At 71.6% G+C, this 18330-nt stretch carries 20 protein-coding genes and 1 riboswitch; of the genes, 4 read left to right on the top strand and 16 right to left on the bottom strand.

All coding sequences use genetic code 11. The features are described 5' to 3' along the window. Positions 1–384 precede the first annotated feature (384 nt). Both AB0O11_RS06810 and AB0O11_RS06815 read right to left on the bottom strand, forming a co-directional pair. Positions 385–636 carry a WhiB family transcriptional regulator gene (locus AB0O11_RS06810; RefSeq protein WP_014138019.1) on the bottom strand — a complete coding sequence of 84 codons (252 nt, stop codon included), beginning with the start codon at positions 634–636 and terminating at the stop codon, positions 385–387. A 369-nt stretch (positions 637–1005) separates the two neighbouring features. After that, positions 1006–1977, bottom strand: a complete 972-nt coding sequence (locus tag AB0O11_RS06815; RefSeq protein ID WP_363382553.1) for a diacylglycerol kinase family protein — start codon at positions 1975–1977, stop codon at positions 1006–1008. Positions 1978–2027: 50 nt separating this feature from the next. Here AB0O11_RS06815 and AB0O11_RS06820 point away from each other — a divergent pair, with 50 nt between their 5' ends. Beyond that, positions 2028–2456 (top strand): hypothetical protein, encoded by a 429-nt coding sequence (locus AB0O11_RS06820; RefSeq protein ID WP_363382554.1) that lies wholly within the window; start codon positions 2028–2030, stop codon positions 2454–2456. A gap of 62 nt (positions 2457–2518) precedes the next feature. Here the strand turns inward: AB0O11_RS06820 and AB0O11_RS06825 are convergent, their stop codons facing one another. The 8 genes from AB0O11_RS06825 to sodN form a co-directional block, all read right to left on the bottom strand. Continuing rightward, complete coding sequence (locus tag AB0O11_RS06825) at positions 2519–3526, bottom strand: RNA polymerase sigma factor SigF (RefSeq protein ID WP_363382556.1); 1008 nt, start codon at positions 3524–3526, stop codon at positions 2519–2521. Between the two features lie 176 nt (positions 3527–3702). After that, entirely contained in the window at positions 3703–4113 is a 411-nt protein-coding gene (locus AB0O11_RS06830; protein ID WP_224280723.1) for an anti-sigma regulatory factor, read from the bottom strand. A 188-nt stretch (positions 4114–4301) separates the two neighbouring features. Then, positions 4302–4778, bottom strand: a complete 477-nt coding sequence (locus AB0O11_RS06835; protein WP_363382559.1) for a GNAT family N-acetyltransferase — start codon at positions 4776–4778, stop codon at positions 4302–4304. A gap of 10 nt (positions 4779–4788) precedes the next feature. Next, the gene (locus AB0O11_RS06840; protein ID WP_363382562.1) at positions 4789–5172 is read right to left on the bottom strand and encodes a nuclear transport factor 2 family protein; all 384 of its coding nucleotides are present in this window, start codon (positions 5170–5172) and stop codon (positions 4789–4791) included. A gap of 87 nt (positions 5173–5259) precedes the next feature. After that, on the bottom strand, positions 5260–6252 hold the full coding sequence (locus tag AB0O11_RS06845) for an ABC transporter substrate-binding protein (RefSeq protein WP_363382564.1): 993 nt from the start codon (positions 6250–6252) through the stop codon (positions 5260–5262). A gap of 25 nt (positions 6253–6277) precedes the next feature. Next, complete coding sequence (locus AB0O11_RS06850; RefSeq protein ID WP_363382975.1) at positions 6278–7084, bottom strand: ABC transporter ATP-binding protein; 807 nt, start codon at positions 7082–7084, stop codon at positions 6278–6280. 23 nt (positions 7085–7107) lie between these two features. Further along, a complete protein-coding gene (locus AB0O11_RS06855) occupies positions 7108–8172 on the bottom strand; it encodes an iron ABC transporter permease (protein WP_363382566.1) in 1065 nt (354 codons plus the stop codon). Between the two features lie 122 nt (positions 8173–8294). Further along, a riboswitch (cobalamin riboswitch) is annotated at positions 8295–8434 on the bottom strand. 67 nt (positions 8435–8501) lie between these two features. Beyond that, a complete protein-coding gene (sodN, locus tag AB0O11_RS06860; protein WP_045699892.1) occupies positions 8502–8897 on the bottom strand; it encodes a superoxide dismutase, Ni in 396 nt (131 codons plus the stop codon). A 276-nt stretch (positions 8898–9173) separates the two neighbouring features. Here sodN and sodX point away from each other — a divergent pair, with 276 nt between their 5' ends. After that, positions 9174–9536, top strand: coding sequence for a nickel-type superoxide dismutase maturation protease (gene sodX / locus AB0O11_RS06865; protein ID WP_263455005.1), 363 nt, complete (start codon positions 9174–9176; stop codon positions 9534–9536). Between the two features lie 13 nt (positions 9537–9549). Here sodX and AB0O11_RS06870 read toward each other — a convergent pair whose 3' ends face one another. The 5 genes from AB0O11_RS06870 to AB0O11_RS06890 form a co-directional block, all read right to left on the bottom strand. Then, complete coding sequence (locus tag AB0O11_RS06870; protein WP_363382569.1) at positions 9550–10131, bottom strand: CGNR zinc finger domain-containing protein; 582 nt, start codon at positions 10129–10131, stop codon at positions 9550–9552. A 136-nt stretch (positions 10132–10267) separates the two neighbouring features. Further along, positions 10268–11020, bottom strand: coding sequence for an amino acid ABC transporter ATP-binding protein (locus AB0O11_RS06875; RefSeq protein WP_363382978.1), 753 nt, complete (start codon positions 11018–11020; stop codon positions 10268–10270). Between the two features lie 47 nt (positions 11021–11067). Continuing rightward, a complete protein-coding gene (locus AB0O11_RS06880; protein WP_363382571.1) occupies positions 11068–12042 on the bottom strand; it encodes an amino acid ABC transporter permease in 975 nt (324 codons plus the stop codon). Between the two features lie 37 nt (positions 12043–12079). Further along, the gene (locus AB0O11_RS06885; RefSeq protein ID WP_363382574.1) at positions 12080–13000 is read right to left on the bottom strand and encodes an ABC transporter substrate-binding protein; all 921 of its coding nucleotides are present in this window, start codon (positions 12998–13000) and stop codon (positions 12080–12082) included. Between the two features lie 420 nt (positions 13001–13420). Further along, complete coding sequence (locus AB0O11_RS06890) at positions 13421–14347, bottom strand: ABC transporter substrate-binding protein (RefSeq protein ID WP_363382577.1); 927 nt, start codon at positions 14345–14347, stop codon at positions 13421–13423. Between the two features lie 585 nt (positions 14348–14932). On the opposite strand from AB0O11_RS06890, the gene AB0O11_RS06895 reads away from it, so the two are divergent. Further along, positions 14933–16129: an NADP-dependent malic enzyme gene (locus AB0O11_RS06895; RefSeq protein ID WP_224283191.1), complete on the top strand. Its 1197-nt coding sequence runs from the start codon at positions 14933–14935 to the stop codon at positions 16127–16129. Positions 16130–16227: 98 nt separating this feature from the next. Next, positions 16228–17190 (top strand): zinc-binding dehydrogenase, encoded by a 963-nt coding sequence (locus AB0O11_RS06900; RefSeq protein WP_363382580.1) that lies wholly within the window; start codon positions 16228–16230, stop codon positions 17188–17190. Positions 17191–17295: 105 nt separating this feature from the next. Here AB0O11_RS06900 and AB0O11_RS06905 read toward each other — a convergent pair whose 3' ends face one another. Further along, positions 17296–18330 (bottom strand): PadR family transcriptional regulator, encoded by a 1035-nt coding sequence (locus AB0O11_RS06905; protein WP_363382583.1) that lies wholly within the window; start codon positions 18328–18330, stop codon positions 17296–17298.

The raw sequence follows: 18330 nt of genomic DNA on the forward strand, positions 1-18330 counted from the left end.
TCACGCGCCGGAGTGCGGAAGCCGGAGCGCGGAAGTCGGGATGCGGAAGCCGGGATGCGGAAACAGCAACGAGGCCCTGTCGACCGGGGGGGTGGGTCGACAGGGCCTCTCAACCCGTTCCGGCCGTCGGGGGGAGTCGGCCGGAACGGGGGCTCTGGGTGGTGCGACACCTCGCCGGTGCGTTGCACACGGTGAGCGCCACAGCTCCACGATATTGCTCTAAGTGAACAGTATCAAGTGTCTGGGCGGGGCCGGTGTCGCGGGACCTGGCCGGGCGAGGTCCTTTGTGCGGAAGGCTTCACCAGGAGGTGCAGGGAAGCCTTTGATCGTGTGTCGATCGGTACTGCGGTTCTGCCGGTGCTACGGCGTGTGATCGCTGGGCGATCAGGCGGTGCGGGCGCGGTTGCGGGCGGCGCGGCGCTTCATCGCGCGACGCTCGTCCTCGCTCATGCCGCCCCAGACGCCGGCGTCCTGGCCGGTCTCGAGCGCCCACTGGAGGCACTGCTCCATCACCGGACAGCGGCGGCACACGGCCTTGGCTTCCTCGATCTGCAGCAGAGCAGGACCGGTGTTCCCGATCGGGAAGAACAGCTCCGGGTCCTCTTCGCGGCAGACAGCGCGGTGGCGCCAGTCCATGGTCGTCCAACTCCTCCTGCCGCGGGGGGTGACCCGATCGGCATAATCGAATGGCTTGTGAATGTGAACGCTTTCACGAATCCCGCAACAGCAAAAGAGACCAAAGGCCCACCGGGCCCGGGTGGTCTGTGCTGGGGGGGATTCGGCGATTCGAGGGGCACTCCGCGGTCGGCGCTCCTGTGGTTCCGGAGTTGCCGTCGCTGCGATGTGTCCCGATCGCCATGTAGAGGTTCGCAAACCTCGGGCTCGGATACAACCCCCTTCGGGGAGGAATTTTGGATTCTTCGGTGTCGCCTAGCTCACAGCCGGTACTTCTATGGAGTGAAGGGGGCTTGTGCGTTCGAGAAGAAGGAGGAACCCCCCTTCCAGTCACACAATCACACGCAGTGCCCGCCGTACGCCTGTGAAACTGACGCGACTCCTGTCTCCAAGATGGTCCCCGTCGACCTGGAACGGGGCCGGTTCCTCCGAAACCAAGGTGAAGTGTCTGACGTCGTGATAGGAGACGACGTGCTTCCCGGAAGGCCCGGCCGGAGGGGCGCCATCGCTCGAAGACGTGTACGACCGCAGGATCTGACGGACCGTTCGAGCTGTGCCGAACGCCGTCATCCGGGTGATGCCGAAGACGTCCAGGTCCGTGTCGAAGGAGGCGAGAGGTGAGGGGTAGACCGGACGGTTGCCGAGGAAGGTCCAGGGCGAGGTGTTGCTGACTATCGACAGGACCAGGCCCGGAACCCGTTCGTGGCCCGGCAGCTCCAGGGAGATCGGGCCGGAGCGGCGCTGCTCACGCTGGGTGAAGTAGTGCCGGAGTGCCTGGGCGACGTACAGGGCGTGGGTGGACTTGCGCCCGGCCCGGCGCTGCTCCTCGACCCGGCCGACCACCCCGGCGTCGAAGCCGAGGCCGGCGGTGAAGGTGAACCAGCGGTCCGGCAGCCCGTCGGTCATCGCCTTGCCCAGCCCGATCGGCCGCTCCCGGCCGTGTTCCAGCGCGTCCAGCAGGGCGCCGGTGGCCTCCACCGGGTCGTTGGGCAGACCCAGCGCACGGGCGAACACATTGGTCGAACCGCCCGGCACCACGGCCAGTCGCGGGACCTTCTCGCCCGGGCCGTGCGCCAGCAGCCCGTTCACCACCTCGTTGACGGTGCCGTCCCCGCCCAGCGCCACCACCAGGTCGACCGTGCCGTCCTCCGACGCCTCGCGGGCCAGGTCGCGCGCGTGGCCCCGGTACCGGGTCTCGGCGACCTCCAGCTTGAGATCGCTGCGCAGCGCGTGGATCAGGACGTCCCTGGTCCGGCCACTGGTGGTGGTGGCCTTGTGGTTCACGACCAGGAGAGCGCGCATGGGGAAAGCCTACGGGTCGGTACGGACCAACCGGCGGCTACCCTGCTGGAGTGACCGCAGAAACCTCCGCACCCGCACCCTCGGCCGGCTCCGGCCGCCCGGCCTCCCTGACCCTGGGCGCCGCCATCACGGCCCTGGAGGGCGCCGCGCTGGCCGTCGTCGGCGTCTGGGACATGGTGGCCGCGCTGTCCGGCCAGGCCAAGCAGCTGGCCCTGAACGAGTTCGGCGGAGCGGTCATCGTGCTGCTCGGCGTGCTGCCGGTCCTGGCCGCCCTCGCGCTGCTCAAGGAGCGCCGCTGGGGCCGCAGTCCGGCGGTACTGACCAACTCGATCTGCCTGCCGGTCGCCTACTACATGTTCCAGAGCGGCGGCGCGATGGTCGCGGTCGGCGTGCTGGTCGGCGTGCTCGGCCTGGTGGGCATCGGCTGCCTGCTGAACCCGAAGTCGACGGCGGCCCTGTACGCCCCGTCCGAGGACTAGGGGCGCACAGGGCCGCCGGGTGACCGCACGGCCGCCGAGCCTGAGCTGGGCGGCCGTCAGTCCTACTCCTCCACCAGGAGCTTCTCCCGCAGCTGGGCCAGGGTCCGGGCGAGCAGCCGGGACACGTGCATCTGGGAGATCCCCACCTCGGCGGCGATCTGCGACTGGGTCATGTTCCGGAAGAACCGCAGCACCAGGATCTTCTGCTCCCGGGGCGGCAGTTGGGCCAGCAGCGGCTTGAGCGACTCGCGGTACTCGACGCCCTCCAGCGCCTCGTCGGTCGCGCCCAGGGTGTCCGCGACGGCCGGCGACTCGTCGTCGCTGTCCGGGACGTCCAGGGACAGCGTGGAGTACGCGTTGGCGGACTCCAGGCCCTCCAGGACGTCCTCCTCGGAGATCCCCAGGTGCTCGGCCAGTTCGTGCACCGTGGGGGAGCGGCCGTGCCGCTGGGAGAGCTCGCTGGTCGCCGTGGTGAGCGACAGCCGCAGCTCCTGGAGCCGGCGCGGGACGCGCACCGCCCAGCCCTTGTCGCGGAAGTGCCGCTTGATCTCCCCGACGATGGTCGGCGTCGCGTAGGTGGAGAACTCGACGCCGCGCTCGTGGTCGAAGCGGTCCACCGACTTGATCAGGCCGATGGTGGCGACCTGGGTGAGGTCGTCCAGCGGCTCGCCCCGGTTCCGGAAGCGCCGGGCCAGGTGCTCGACCAGCGGGATGTGCATCCGCACCAGCTGGTTGCGCAGCTCGACCCGCTCCGGGGAGCCCTCGGGCAGCGCGGACAGCCGGACGAACAGCGCGCGGGCGGCCTCCCGGTCCGGGGCGCCGGTGCGGTGCGAGCTCTGGGCGGGCACGGCGCCGTGCAGCTCGGCCTCGACCTCCTGGTCCGTCCCGTCCACCGGGTCCGGCGGTGGCGCGGAGGCAGGCGTCGGCTCGGACGTCGGCTCGGTGGGGTGGCTCATCCGGTGGGCGTCCTTCGGGTGCGCTTCGTCGTTGGCGGCGAGGCCGGAAACGCTCGCCTGGGTCGGTACGGCAGGTCCCGCCGTCGCGAGGCCGGTACGGTCCAGATCACTCACGGCCATTCCCCCGTTCCGTTCCGGGAGCACCGGGGCCGGCGGCCCCGGAATCGTCTCGTTGGTCGTACCGCCTGGGGGGCGGTACCGGGAGCCGTCCGCCGGGCCCCGGGTCGGGGGAGCGGCGGACGGCCCTTGCGCGGGTGCTGCTCGGTCGTGCGGTTCGGTCCGGTGCCCGGCTAGTGGGCGGGGGACCCGCCGCGCTTCTTGTGCAGGCTGATCGACACGGTGTTGTCCTCACCGACCGAGGAGTCGACCTCGCCGGCCAGGGCGGAGAGCACCGTCCAGGCGAAGGTGTCCCGTTCGGGAGCCTTGCCGTCGGTGGTCGGGGCGGAGACGGTGACCTTCAACGAGTCGCCGACCAGCCGGAACTCGCAGGACAGTACGGAACCGGGCACCGCCTGCTGGAGCAGGATGGCGCAGGCCTCGTCGACCGCGATCCGCAGGTCCTCGATCTCGTCGAGCGTGAAGTCCAGCCGGGCCGCCAACCCGGCCGTCGCTGTTCGCAGCACGGAGAGGTAGGCCCCCGCTGCGGGCAGCCGGACCTCCACGAAGTCCTGAACACCGAGATCGCCGTCGATCTGGGACACCCTTGCCTCCTGGGTGGCGCGCTGTGCTTTCTTGGTACCCCGCTTGTTACCGCTTGCTACCCCCGAAGGGGGCCCGGCGTCGCGGATCCGCCATCGCTCTGCCTTCCGCACCCCGGTTCGGGAGTTACTCATGGTAAGGCATTGCGACGCAGGGTGGCAGACCCTTTCCCCGGACTCCGGACGGCCGTTCAGCGTCGTCCGGCGGAGGCCAGCGCCTCGTCGGTGAGCCGGTACACCGTCCACTCGTCCATCGACACCGCGCCGATCGACTTGTAGAAGTCGATCGAGGGCTGGTTCCAGTCCAGGACCGACCACTCGACCCGGGAGTAGCCGCGCTCGACGGCGATCCGGGCGAGCTCCAGCAGCAGCGCCTTTCCGTGGCCGCCGCCGCGCGACTCCGGGCGGACGTAGAGGTCCTCCAGGTAGATCCCGTGGGTGCCGCGCCAGGTCGAGAAGTTGCGGAACCAGACGGCGAAGCCGACCGGCTCGCCGGTGGCGTCGTCCTCGGCGATCAGACCGAACAGGGCCGGATTCTCGCCGAACAGGGCCTCGTGCAGCTGCTCCTCGGTGGCCTTCGCCTCGTGCAGGGCCTTCTCGTACTCCGCGAGTTCGCGGATCATGGCGTGGATGACGGGGACGTCGGTGGCGACGGCGGTGCGGATCATGCCTGTGAGCCTACTGCTCGGGACCGGTCTCGTCCCAGGCCTGGACGGAGGTCTGATCGACGATCCGGCCGTCCCGCAGCCCGGCCATCGAGGACATCAGCACCCGGACGCCGTCGGGGTACCGGCAGGACTCCAGGAAGGCGACGTGGTCGCCCTGGACCACCACCTGTTCCAGCTTGTGGGTCATCTCGCGGCCGTAGATGTCGTCCAGCATGGCGCCGATCTCCTCCCGCCCGTGCATCACCAGGGGGTGGCTGGGCTGGGTCCTGCGATCGACCATGCGCAGTTCGGCGTCCTCCGCGTAGAGCGACAGGAGGGTCTCGGCGTCGCAGCGTTCGATGCCCTCGCGCAGTGCGCGGGTGTCGAAGGCGGTGGGTGCCGCCATGGTGGTCATGATGTCGCTCCTCCGGTCGGGTTCCGTCGGCTCGTACCTTGAGCGTACGCCCGGCCGCCCGTACCGGAGGGCCGGGATCCGGGCCGGTCAGCGGGCCGGCACGGTGCGCAGGTACTCGGCCAGCGCGCTGATCGCGGCCGGGTTGCGCGGGCTCTCCACCAGGTCGACGTAGTCCATGACGAAGATCCGGTCGTTCCTGATCGCGGAGACGTTCGCCAGCGCCGGGAAGGACTTGAGGAACTTCCGCTTCTCCTCGGCCCCGGGCGTCGCGTAGTCGTTGATCACGATCACCTCGGGGTCGCGCTGCACCACGCTCTCCCAGCCGGCCGTGACCCAGCTGTCGGCGAGGTCGCCCATCACGTTGGTCCCGCCGGCCTTGGCGATGATCTCGTTCGCGGCGGCGAACTTCCCGGCGGTGTACGGCTTGTCCTGCCCGCTGTCGTACAGGAAGACGGACGGGCGGCGCCCAGGCTGCGGGACGGCGGCGATCTGCGCCTTGAAGTCGGCGATCAGCTTGTCGGAGCGGTCCTTGACGTCGAAGATCTCGCCGAGGTTGGCCAGGTCGGTGTAGAGCGCCTCCAGCGGGTCCATCACGCCGCGTTCGGTGCCCTTGCCGCTGCGGCAGGACTCGCTGAGCACGTACGAGTCGATGCCGAGCGCCCTGAAGGCCTGCGGGGTGACGCCCTGGCCCTCGTCGAAGCCGTAGTGCCAGCCGGCGAAGACCAGGTCGGCCTTGGCGTCCAGCGCGATCTCCTTGGTGATCCGCTGCTTGGAGAGCCACGCCGTCTGCTGGTAGCCGTCCTTCCAGGCGACCTTGTCGATCCGCCCCTTGTCGTCGGGCATCACGTAGCCGGCCATCCGGTCGGCGAGGCCGAGCGAGAGCATCAGCTCGGTGATGCCGACGTCGTTGGTCACCGCCCGGGCGGGCTTCCGGTCGAAGGTGAGCTGGTCGCCGCAGTTGCGCACGGTCACCGGGTAGTGGGCGGAGGCGGTGGCGGCCTCCTCCGGGGCGATCTCGGCGCCGCAGGCGGTGAGTCCGAGGGCGAGCAGGGCAGTGGTGGCAACGGCCTTGGTGCGCACGGTGGTTCCTCTGGAAGGGGTGGGATCAGGCGGGGTGGTCGAGGCGGTCGAACAGCAGCTGGAGGGCGCCCGTCCCCGGGTGCCGCACCGGGGTGCCCCGGACGCCGAACACCTCGGCCAGCAGGGTGGGGCGGAGCACCTCGCCGGGTGGACCGGAGGCGACGATCCGGCCGGCCCGCAGCACGTACAGCAGGTCGCAGTGGCTCGCCGCCAGATTGAGGTCGTGCAGCGCGGTGAGCACCGTCGGACCGGCCTCGCGGGCGAGCGCCAGCACCTCCAACTGGTGCGCGATGTCGAGGTGGTTGGTGGGTTCGTCCAGCACCAGCAGGCGCGGCTCCTGGACCAGCGCGCGGGCGAACAGCACCCGCTGCTTCTCGCCCCCGGACAGGCTCAGGAAGCCCCGCTCGGCGAGGTGCCCGGCCCGGACCTTGCGCAGCGCCTCGGCGCAGCGCTCCCCGTCCCCCTCGGCCGGGGCGCCGAAGCCGCGGCGGTGCGGCAGCCGGCCCATGGCGACCACCTCGGCCACCGTGAAGTCGAACTCGGCGGAGTGCTCCTGGGTCAGCGCGGCCACCCGGCGGGCCGTCTCGCGGGCGGTGAGGGCGTGCAGGTCGTCGCCGGCCAGCCGGACCACGCCGCCGGCCGGCTTCAGCACCCGGTAGACGCAGCGCAGCAGGGTCGACTTGCCGCTGCCGTTCGGGCCGACCAGCCCGACCACCTGCCCGGCGGCGGCTGCCAGGCTCACCTCGTGGACCAGCCGGGTGCCGGCCAGCTCCACCGAGACGGCGTCGACGGCGAGGTCCTGGGCCTGCGCCGGTCCGGTCGCACCGGTCATGCCGGCCGCCTCGGTCACGCCGGTCATCGGGTGCCTCCGAAGGCCTGGCCGCGGCGGCGCATCATCACCAGGAAGGCGGGCACGCCGAGCACCGCGGTGAACACCCCGACAGGCAGTTCGGCGGGTGCCAGCAGGGTGCGCGAGGCGATGTCCACCCAGACCAGCAGCAGCGCCCCGGCGAGCGGCGCGATCACCAGCACCCGGCGGTGCCCCGCGCCGACCAGCATCCGCGCCAGGTGCGGCACCAGCAGCCCGACGAAGCCGATCGCCCCGCTGACCGCGACCACGGTGCCGGTGACGGCGGCGGTCACCACGAACAGCTCACGGCGCAGCCGGTCCGGGTCCACGCCGAGCGAGGCGGAGGTCTCGTCGCCCATGGCGAGCGCGTCCAGCCGCCCGGCGGCGCAGGTCAGGTGGACGAGGCCGGCCAGCACCGTGACGGCGGCGATCGGCACCTTGCCCCAGGTGGCGCCGCCGAGGCTGCCGAGCAGCCACATCATGGCGTCCCGGGCGGCCTCGCCGCGGTCGGCGGCGAAGACCATCAGGGTGGTGGTGGCGGAGAAGCCGTAGGACAGGGCGGTGCCGGTGAGCACCAGGCGCAGCGGGGTGAGCCCGTACGCGGTGCGGGCGGCGAGGTAGACCAGCGTCATGGCGGCCAGTGCGGAGCCGAAGGCGGAGGCGGAGACCGCCCACACCCCGAGCGAGGCGAAGGCGCCGAACAGCAGCACGGCGTTGGCGCCGACGGCCGCGCCGGAGGAGATGCCGAGCACGAAGGGGTCGGCCAGCGCGTTGCGCACCAGCGCCTGGACGGCGACCCCGCAGGCGGCGAGACCGGCGCCGACCACGGCGGCCAGCACGGTGCGCGGCAGCCGGATCTCCCAGACGATCGCGTACGCGGCCGCCTCGCCGGCGTCCAGCCGGCCGCCCGTCAGCCCGGCGCCCAGCAGTCGCAGCACGCGGGGCAGGCCGAGCCCGGAGGAGCCGAGGGCGACCCCGCAGACCAGCGAGAGCAGCAGCGCGGCGGCGAGGCCGGCGGCGAGCGGGACGACGGGTATTCGACGAGCGGGCGGGCCGACTGCACGGTTCACGGGTGCGCCTTGCCTCGGGCCGCGGGTGCGCCGGGGCGGGCGCGGGCCGGAGGCGTGCCGGGGCGCCGTTCCCCTCGCAGTCCGCGGCGAGTTGTCGGGAGGTCGGCGACCGAGGGCGATCGGGCTGGCGCGGTCGTACGGGCTGGTACGGGCCGTGCTCACCGTTGCGGGTCAGCGCCGGATTCACACCGGACTTCCCCCTCGGACGCCCTGGCAGCATAACAGCCGCTCAGGGCAGGCAACCCTTACCGCGTCGGACCGGACGTGAACGCACGACCGCCCCCGTCCGGCGGTGCGGACGGGGGCGGCCGGGTGGCGACGCGTCAGGCTCAGGCCTGCTTGGTCTCCCAGAAGATCTTGTCGACCTCGGCGATCAGGTCCAGCAGGGCCTGGCCGGTGGCCGGGTCGGTGGACGCCTTGGCGGCCGAGGCGGCCTTCAGGGTGTCGTTGATCAGCTGGTGCAGCTGCGGGTACTTCTCGAAGTGCGGGGCCTTGAAGTAGTCGCTCCACAGCACCGAGATGTGGTGCTTGACGGCCTCGGCGCGCTGCTCCTTGATGATGATGGCGCGGGCGCGGAAGTGCGGGTCCTCGTTGGCCTGGTACTTCTCCTGGGTGGCCTTGACCGACTCGGCCTCGAGCTTGGCCTGCGCCGGGTCGTACACGCCGCAGGGCAGGTCGCAGTGGGCGTGGGCGGTGGCGCGCGGTGCAAACAGACGAGAGAACATGGGAGTCCTTCCTTAGATCGTCTTCCCGCGCCCGAGATTACCCTTCCGCCCTCCCGGTTTCGCGGTCGGGCGGCGGGCCTAGGGCAAAAGACGGACCCGGAAACGGGGTATTCCGGACATCGAGCAGGTGGCGGTCCGTGCGGCAGACTGGGGGCGGGCGGATCGGGAGGAGGAGTCGTGGCGCGGAGCACGCGGCCGGAGGGCGCCGGAGCCGGGAGGCAGGGCCGGGACGGTGGCGCGCTGCCGTTCGGGCTGGTCGACGTGGCGGGGCCGTCGATGGTCCCGACCCTGCGCGAGGGCGACCAGCTGCTGGTCCGCTACGGCGCGCCGATCCGGCCGGGCGCGGTGGTGGTCTTCCGCCACCCGTTCCAGCAGGACCTGCTGGTGGTGAAGCGGGCCGCCGAGCGCCGGGCCAAGGGCTGGTGGCTGCTCTCCGACAACCGCCCGGTGGACAGCGACAGCCGCAGCTACGGCGCCGTCCCGGACGAGCTGGTGCTCGGCCGGGCGCTGCTGCGGCTGCGCCCGAGCCCGGCCTGGCTGGCGCCGGGGCGACGGCTGGAGCGGCTGCTGCTCGCCCCGCGGCTGGCCCGGGTGCCGGGCCTGGCCCGTCGGCTCGGCGTCTGGGTGGAAGAGGTCTAGGGCGCGTTCCCGGCTAGGCGCGGGCCGCGGCTTCCGCCTCCTGGCGCTTGCGGGCCCGGTAGGCGGCCACGTTGGCGCGGGTCGCGCAGCGGTCCGAGCAGTAGCGGCGGGAGCGGTTGGTCGAGGTGTCCAGGTAGGCGTTGCGGCAGGGCGCGGCCTGGCAGATGCCGAGCCGGTCGGCGCCCAGCTCGGTCAGGTGGACGGCCAGGCCCATGCAGGCGACGGCGCTGAAGTGCGCGGTGGCGGTGGGCGAGTTGTCGGCCAGGTGCAGGTGCCAGCGCGGCCGCCCGGCGTCGTCCAGGTGGTCGTGCCCGGAGATCAGCGGGCTGACGGGGTACTCCATCAGCAGGCTGTTCAGCAGGTCGACGCCGCGGACCTCGTCGCCGTCGGCGGCGGCCTCGAAGACCCCGCGCAGCCGGGTCCGCACCGCCCGCAGCCGGGGCAGGTCGGACTCGTCGGCGAGGGCGGCGGCCCGCGAGGAGTCGGAGAACAGGCCGCGCACCGCCTCCACGGAGGTCAGCGTGTCGGTGCCGCGCTCGGGCTCCTCGGTGTTCACCAGCCGAACGGCGAGATCGGCGTAGGCGGCGAGCTCCACAGGGGTCCTTCCAGGATTTGGTAACGGGCTGACTCCCTCCAGCCTATTACCTGTGCGGGGGCTCCGACCTGTTGCCCGGGTCGGGAAAGTGTCGGCGCCCGGCAGGACGGGCCTGCCGGGCGCCGACGGTACGGGCTCAGAGCACCTTGGACAGGAAGGCCCTGGTGCGCTCGTGCTGGGGGTCGGTGAGCACCTCGCGGGGGTTGCCGGACTCGACCACCACCCCGCCGTCCATGAACACCAGCGCGTCGCCGACCTCGCGGGCGAAGCCCATCTCGTGGGTGACGACCACCATGGTCATGCCCTCCTCTGCGAGGCCGCGCATGACGTCGAGGACGTCGCCGACCAGCTCCGGGTCGAGCGCGGAGGTGGGCTCGTCGAAGAGCATCAGCTTGGGCTTCATGGCCAGCGCGCGGGCGATCGCCACGCGCTGCTGCTGGCCGCCGGAGAGCTGCGAGGGGTAGTTCCCCGCCTTGTCGGCGAGGCCGACCCGCTCCAGCAGGGCCATCCCGCGCTCGCGGGCGTCGGCCTTGCCCTCGCCCTTGACCTGGACCGGCGCCTCCATGATGTTCTCGATGGCGGTCATGTGCGGGAACAGGTTGAAGCGCTGGAAGACCATGCCGATGTCGCGCCGCTTGAGGGCGACCTCGCGGTCCTTGAGCTCGTGGAGCCTGTCGCCCTTCTGCCGGTAGCCGACCAGCTCGCCGTCCACCCAGAGGCGGCCGCCGTTGATCTTCTCCAGGTGGTTGATGCACCGCAGGAAGGTGGACTTGCCGGAGCCGGACGGGCCGATCAGGCAGAACACCTCGCCCTGCTTGACCTCCAGGTCGATGCCCTTGAGCACCTCGACCAGGCCGTAGGACTTGTGCACGTTCTCGGCGCGGACCATCGGCTCGGCGGACGCGGCGGCGCCGGCGGGGGTCTTGGTCAGATCGGTCATACGTGACCACCTCCCTCAAGCCCCGGGACGACGTCGGCGTTCGCCTTGGGGGCGGGCTTCCCGGCGAACAGGCCCCGCAGCCGCTGCAGCGGGGTGGGCGGGAGGGTGCGGTTGGAGCCTCGGGCGTAGTGGCGCTCGATGTAGTACTGACCGATGGTCAGCACCGAGGTGAAGAACAGGTACCAGATGCTGACCACGATCAGCAGCGGGATGTTCTGGTAGTTCCGGGAGTAGATGACCTGGCCGGCCCGGAAGATCTCCTCCAGGGAGATCACGGAGACCAGCGAGGTGGTCTTGAGCATCGAGATGGTCTCGTTGCCGGTCGGCGGGATGATCACCCGCATGGCCTGCGGCAGGACGATCCGGCGCATGGTCTGGAACCGGCTCATGCCGAGCGCGTGCGAGGCCTCGGCCTGGCCCTCGTCCACCGACTGGATGCCGCCGCGGACGATCTCCGCCATGTAGGCGGCCTCGTTGAGGCCGAGGCCCAGCAGCGCGGCGACGAAGGTCGGGATCAGCACGTTGGTCTGCTCGGACCAGAACTCCGGCCCCCACGGGACGCCGATCGACAGCTTGGCCCAGATCAGGCCGAGGAAGTTCCAGAACACCAGCTGCACCAGCACCGGGGTGCCGCGGAAGATCCAGATGTAGACCCAGGCGACGCCGGCCAGCAGCGGGTTCGGGGACAGCCGCATCACCGCGAGGATGATGCCGCCGACCACACCCATGAGCATGGCGAGCGCGGTCAGCTCCAGCGTCACCAGCAGGCCGTGCATGATGCTGTCGTGGAACAGGTACTGACCGACGATGTCCCACTTGAAGGCGGGGTTGGTGAAGAGGGCGCTCAGCAGCATCGCTCCGAGTACGGCGATGACGACTGCGCCCGCCCAGCGTCCGGGGTGGCGGACCGGGACGGCCTTGATGGTCTCAGGCCGCCCCTTCTCCGCCGTCCCCTTGTCCAAAGAGTTCACGGTGTGGCCTCGGGGGAGAAGGTGAAGCGTACGAGGGTCAGTTGGCGCCGTTGATGACCGACTTGTCGATGGCTCCGGCCTCGACACCCCACTTGGTGAGGATCTGCTTGTAGGTGCCGTCGTCGATCAGCGACTGGACGGCGCCCTGGACGGCCGGGGCGAGCTTGGAGCCCTTGGCCAGGGCGACACCGTAGGGGGCCACACCGTAGGTCTCGCCGACCTTCTCCAGCTGGCCGCCGGACTGCTTGACCGCGTAGTCCACGACCTGGGAGTCGGCCATCATCGCCTGGTCGCGCCCGGAGACCACGGCGTTGGTGACGTCCGTCTGGAGGTCGAACTTGTCGCCGCCGTTCTGGACGCCCGGCTTGCCGGCCTTGGCGCAGTCCGGGTCGCGGGTGTCCTTGATCTCGTCGGCCTGGGTGGTGCCGGTCTGGACGGCGACCTTCTTGCCGCAGAGGTCCTTGGGGTCGATCTTCTCCGGGTTGCCCTTCTTCACCGCGACGGCGCTGCCGGAGTTGAAGTAGGTCACCATGTCGACGATCTGCTCGCGCTCCTTGTTGTCCGTGAAGGACGACATGCCGAGCTGGAACTTGTTCGACTGGATGCCGGGGATGATCGCGGTGAAGCCGGAGTCCTGGACCTCGGCCTTCAGCCCGAGCTTGGCGGCGATGGCGTTGGCCAGGTCGACGTCCAAGCCGATGACCTTGCCGCTGTCGTCCTTGAACTCGTCCGGCGCGTACGAGGCGTCCGCGCCCACCATGAGCTTGCCGGCCGTCTTGACGTCGTCCGGGACGAGCGCGGCCAGCTTGGGGTCGGCCTTGACCTCGTTGACGGTCGCGGAGGCGTTGGGGGCGCCACTGCTCTCGCCCGTGCTGCTGCAGCCGGTCAGTGCGAGGGAGACGGAGGCGGCGACCACACCGGCTGCGAAGAGCCGGTTGCGCCGGGTACGGGTGGTCATGAGGGGGATCTCCATCCTGGGGGAGAGAGGTCGGGCGGAGCGCGCCGCGGGAGCGGCGCACCGGAACGGCGAGCCGCGCGGCTCGGTACGGGTGCGTGTCGCCGTACGTCGTCGTACGTGCAGGCCGGGTCGTGCAGCTGCCCGGGTGCGGGGGAGCCGCCCGGGGTTCTACGAGGTACTGCTTCCGCCACCCTCCGCCGAGGTGGACGTTGACCGAACGGCCTCGACCAGTGGCCGACTCGATCCGGGATGGGGGGAATCCTGCCATCTGATGACAGTCAGATGGCCCTCATCCAGATCAAAATCGGATAACGAGGGGCCATGCTGTCCGCTATTCGGACTTATCCCGTGTCCCTGTCACTCCGCGCATAAGTATGCAGATCCGTCTGTTCCGCTCCCGGAGGCCCGTCGCCCGCCGGCTCAGATGCCCCCGTTGACCACCGCGTTCTGCGCCGCGCCGGCGCTGAGGTTCCACTTGGCCAGGATCTTGTCGTACTCGCCGCTGCGGATCAGCTGGTCGATCGCCTTGGCCAGCACGTCGCGCAGCGGCCCGTCGTCCTTGCGCACCGCGATCCCGTACGGGTTGGAGGTGGACTGGCCGCCGGTCACCTCGAAGCGGCTGCCGCCGTCGGTGGTCTTCGCCGCGTAGGCGGCCACCGGGAAGTCGTTCAGCCCGGCCGCGGCGGCGCCGGAGGCGACCTCGGCCAGCGCCTTGGTGTCGGTGTCCAGCTTGTGGGGGGTCAGCGGCGGGCGGCCGGCCCGCGCGCAGACGCCCACCTGACGGGTGACGATCTCGTCCTGGGTGGTGCCCTGCTGGAGCGCGACGGTCTTGCCGCACAGGTCGTCCAGGGTCTTGATCGCCTTGGGGTTCCCCTTCGGGACGACGATCGAGGTGCCGGCGATGAAGTAGTCCACGAAGTCCACGCCCGGGCCGGTCTGCTTGCCGTTCTCGTCCAGGGCGTCGCGGCGCCGGCGGGTGTCGCTGAGCGCCGACATCGCCAGGTCGTACTGCTTGGCCTGGAGGTTCGGCACCAGCTTGTCGAAGGGGGTGTCGACGAACTCGACCCGCACGTCGAGGATCCGGCCCAGGGCTGCGGCGATGTCCGGGTCGAGGCCGGCCGGCTTGCCGTCCGGGCCGGGGAACTCCACCGGGGCGTAGTTGACGTCCATGCCGATCCGCAGGACCCCGGCCGCCCGCTGGGTCTTCGGCAGCTTGGCGCGGAGGTCCTTCACCGGGTCGTCCTGGGCGGCCTGCCCGCCGCCGCAGCCGGTCAGCAGCAGGACTCCGGCGGTGACCAGGGCGGCGCCGGCCGGGATCTGGCGACGGGCGTGGCGGACGTGAGGCATGAGGGCGGCTCCTGAGGGAGGGACGTGCGGTCGCCACGGTGTCGCGGGGGTGTACGCGAAATGGCGGACAAGCGATCCTGCCATCCCGGCCTGCCGGGCCCGGCGGCGGGTGTGTCAGAATTCGTTACCGGGTGACCCCCGAACGCTCGAACCAGACCGACGAGCCCCGACAGGCTCGGGGTGCTCGGGAACGGAAGTCCTCACGCGGCTCCGTATCCGGGGCGCCCACTCCCCTTCGGATCTGCGTTCACTCCTGCGGGTGCGCGTGCGCTCATGCCGTTGCCGCCGCCGGAGCCCGGCGCTTCCGACGCCGGGCCCCTGTGAAGCGACAGCGCGGCGATGAACCGTACGCGACGAGGACGAAAAGGCATAGGTGCGATGCCTTTGTCCGACCTACGCTCGGCCCGGAAGCACAACGCGGACAAACACAGACCCCATAACACCCTCATCCGAGGGCGCCGCCCGACGGCAGCGCCCCGACCCTGACCCCGGGTCCGCTTCGGCGTACCCGGTTTCCGGTTTCCGGACGGGTCGCCCTGCCCGTCGGCCGCGCGTCCTCGCCAGATCAATGACGAAGAGGTCATCGTGGCAGCGGAGATCATTCACAGCAGCACCCAGGACACCGACGATCCGGTCGACGCGGTCTTCGCGCTGCACCGCGGCGGCAAGATGGAGATCCGGGCGACCGTCCCGGTGCGCGACGCGGACGACCTGTCCCTCGCCTACACGCCCGGGGTCGCCCGGGTCTGCACGGCCATCGCCGAGCAGCCGGAGCTGGTCGACGACTACACCTGGAAGTCCAACACCGTCGCGGTGGTCACCGACGGCACCGCGGTGCTGGGCCTCGGTGACATCGGCCCGCAGGCCTCGCTGCCGGTGATGGAGGGCAAGGCCATCCTGTTCAAGCAGTTCGGCGGCGTGGACGCGGTGCCGATCGCGCTCGCCTGCACCGGGGTCGACGAGATCGTCGAGACCGTGATCCGGCTGGCGCCCTCCTTCGGCGGCGTCAACCTGGAGGACATCTCCGCGCCCCGCTGCTTCGAGATCGAGCGCCGGCTCCAGGAGGCCCTGGACATCCCGGTCTTCCACGACGACCAGCACGGCACCGCGATCGTCACCACCGCCGCCCTGTGGAACGCCGCCAAGGTGACCGGCCGTGAGATCGGCTCGCTGCGGGCCGTCATCTCCGGCGCCGGCGCGGCCGGTATCGCCATCGCCAAGATGCTGGTCGCGGCCGGCATCGGCGACGTGGCCGTCTGCGACCGCAAGGGCGTGGTGTACGAGGGCCGCGGGGACCTCACCGACGTCAAGGCGGAGATCGCCGGGCAGACCAACCGCACCGGCCTCAAGGGCTCGCTGGCCGACGCGCTGGCCGGTGCCGACGTGTTCATCGGCGTCTCCGGCGGCACCGTGCCGGAGGAGGTCGTCGCGACCATGGCCGAGGGCGCGTTCGTCTTCGCGATGGCCAACCCCACCCCGGAGATTCACCCCGAGGTCGCGCACAAGTACGCCGCGGTGGTCGCCACCGGCCGCAGCGACTTCCCGAACCAGATCAACAACGTGCTGGCCTTCCCGGGCATCTTCGCGGGCGCCCTCCAGGTCCGCGCCTCCCGGATCACCGAGGGCATGAAGCTGGCCGCCGCCAAGGCGCTGGCCGGCGTCGTGGCCGACGAGCTGACGCCGCAGAAGGTCATCCCCTCGCCGTTCGACGAGCGGGTCGCGCCGGCGGTCACCAAGGCCGTCGCCGAGGCCGCCCGGGCGGAGGGCGTGGCGCGGATCTGACGATCCGGCCGGACATTCGGCAAACGGCCCAGGGCCGGGACACGCGTCACACCTCCGCGTGGTTCCCGGCCCCGGCCGTCGCGGCTATCGTCCGGGGCATGTTCGCTGCCTATGCCGCACGTATCGACGCCGCCGACCCGTTGAGCGGGCTGGAGCTGGGCGACCTCCCCGAACCGCAGGCCCGCCCCGGGTGGAGCGTGGTCACCGTCCGGGCCGCCAGCCTCAACCACCACGACCTGTGGTCGCTGCGCGGGGTCGGCCTGCCCGCCGAGAAGCTGCCGATGATCCTCGGGTGCGACGCCGCCGGCGTCGACGAGCACGGCAACGAGGTGGTCCTGCACTCGGTGATCGGCCAGAGCGGCCACGGGGTCGGCCCGGACGAGCCGAGGTCCATCCTCACCGAGCGCTACCAGGGCACCTTCGCCCAGCGGGTCGCGGTGCCCACCTGGAACCTGCTGCCCAAGCCCGCCGAACTGAGCTTCGAGCAGGCCGCCTGCCTGCCCACCGCCTGGCTGACGGCGTACCGGATGCTGTTCACCAACGCCGGGGTCAAGCCCGGCGACACCGTCCTGGTGCAGGGGGCGGGCGGCGGGGTGGCGACCGCGCTGATCGTCCTCGGCAAGGCGGCCGGCCTGCGGGTCTGGGTCACCGGACGGGACGAGGCCAAGCGCGCCCGGGCGGTGGAGCTCGGCGCCGACGCGGCCTTCGAGAGCGGCGCCCGGCTGCCCGAGCGGGTGGACGCGGTGCTGGAGACGGTCGGCGCCGCGACCTGGTCGCACTCGGTGAAGTCGCTGCGCCCGGGCGGCACCATCGTCATCTCCGGGGCCACCTCCGGCCCCAACCCGAGCTCCGTCGAGCTGAACCGGATCTTCTTCCTGGAGCTCAGGGTGGTCGGCTCGACCATGGGCACCAAGGAGGAGCTGGCCGGGCTGCTCTCGTTCTGCGCCAACACCGGTGTCCGGCCGGTGATCGACTCGGTGCTGCCGCTGGCCGAGGCCCGGGACGGCTTCGCCCGGCTCGCCAAGGGCGACGTCTTCGGGAAGATCGTCCTCACCCCCTGACGGCATCGGCGCCCTGACGCGCCCTCACGCGCGACAGCCCGGCGCCTCCCGAACGGGGGCACCGGGCCGGTGCGGAGCCGGCGTCAGGGCGCCGAGAGCGCCGGCTCAGCCGAGCAGCCGCTTCAGTCGCTCGCCCGCGGCGCCCAGCACCGCGCGGGCCTCGGCCAGCTTGTCCGCGTTCACCCCGCCGTCCCGGGCCGCGTCGCGGACCTGGTCGCGGAAGCGGTCGAGCAGCCGCTCCAGCTCGCGGGCCGGATCCCCGGCCGGGTCGGTGTGGGCCCACGCCGGCAGATCCGCCGGGGCGCCGGGCTCGTCCTTGTCCAGGTCGATCCGGGTCACGGTGATCCGCTCGGCGGGCTCGGCGGGCGGCTCGTCCGCGCCGTGGCCCCAGCGGGCCGCGTCGGCCAGCCCGGCGAGGCCCTTGGTCAGCTCGGACAGGCCCTCGGCCAGTCCGGTCGGCCAGTCGCCCTTCGCGGCGTGCTCGCGCACCTGTTGCTCGACCCGGCGCTTGATCCGCAGCGCCTCCTGCTGCGCGGCGGTGCGCGAGGCCTTGGCCTGCTCGCGCAGCCGGCGGGCCTCCTCCTCGGCGGCCTTCGCCTTGGCCTTGGCGGCCCGCTCCTGCTCCCGGGCGCGCTTGGCCTGCTCCTTGGCCTGCTGCTTGAACTGGGCGAACTCCTCCTTGGCGCGCTGCCAGGACTCGTTGTCGCCCCAGGGCCCGGCCCACGGGTCGCCGCTCTCGGTGCGCTCCGGCCGGGGTGCCTGCCTGGCGGCGTTCCACAGCTCCTCGCGCAGGTCCTTGGCGCTGTCCCGGACGTCCTCGCGGATCGCCCCGGCGAGCTGCGCCACGGAGTCCCGGATCTCCAACTCCAGCTCGTCCAACTCGCTCTGCCGGGCTTCGAGTTCGGTGCGTCCGGCGTCCGTCAGCCGGTACACCTTGCGGCCGCCCTCGGTGCTGTGGGCGACCAGCCCCTCCTGCTCCAGCTTGGCCAGCCGCGGGTAGACCGTCCCGGCCGAGGGGGCGTACAGGCCCTGGAACCGCTCCTCCAGCAGCCGGATCACCTCGTAGCCGTGCCGCGGGGCCTCGTCCAGCAGCTTCAGCAGGTAGAGGCGGAGCCGGCCGTGGCCGAACACCGGTGTCAT

Source organism: Kitasatospora sp. NPDC093102, from assembly GCF_040683915.1.
Lineage (GTDB): Bacteria > Actinomycetota > Actinomycetes > Streptomycetales > Streptomycetaceae > Kitasatospora.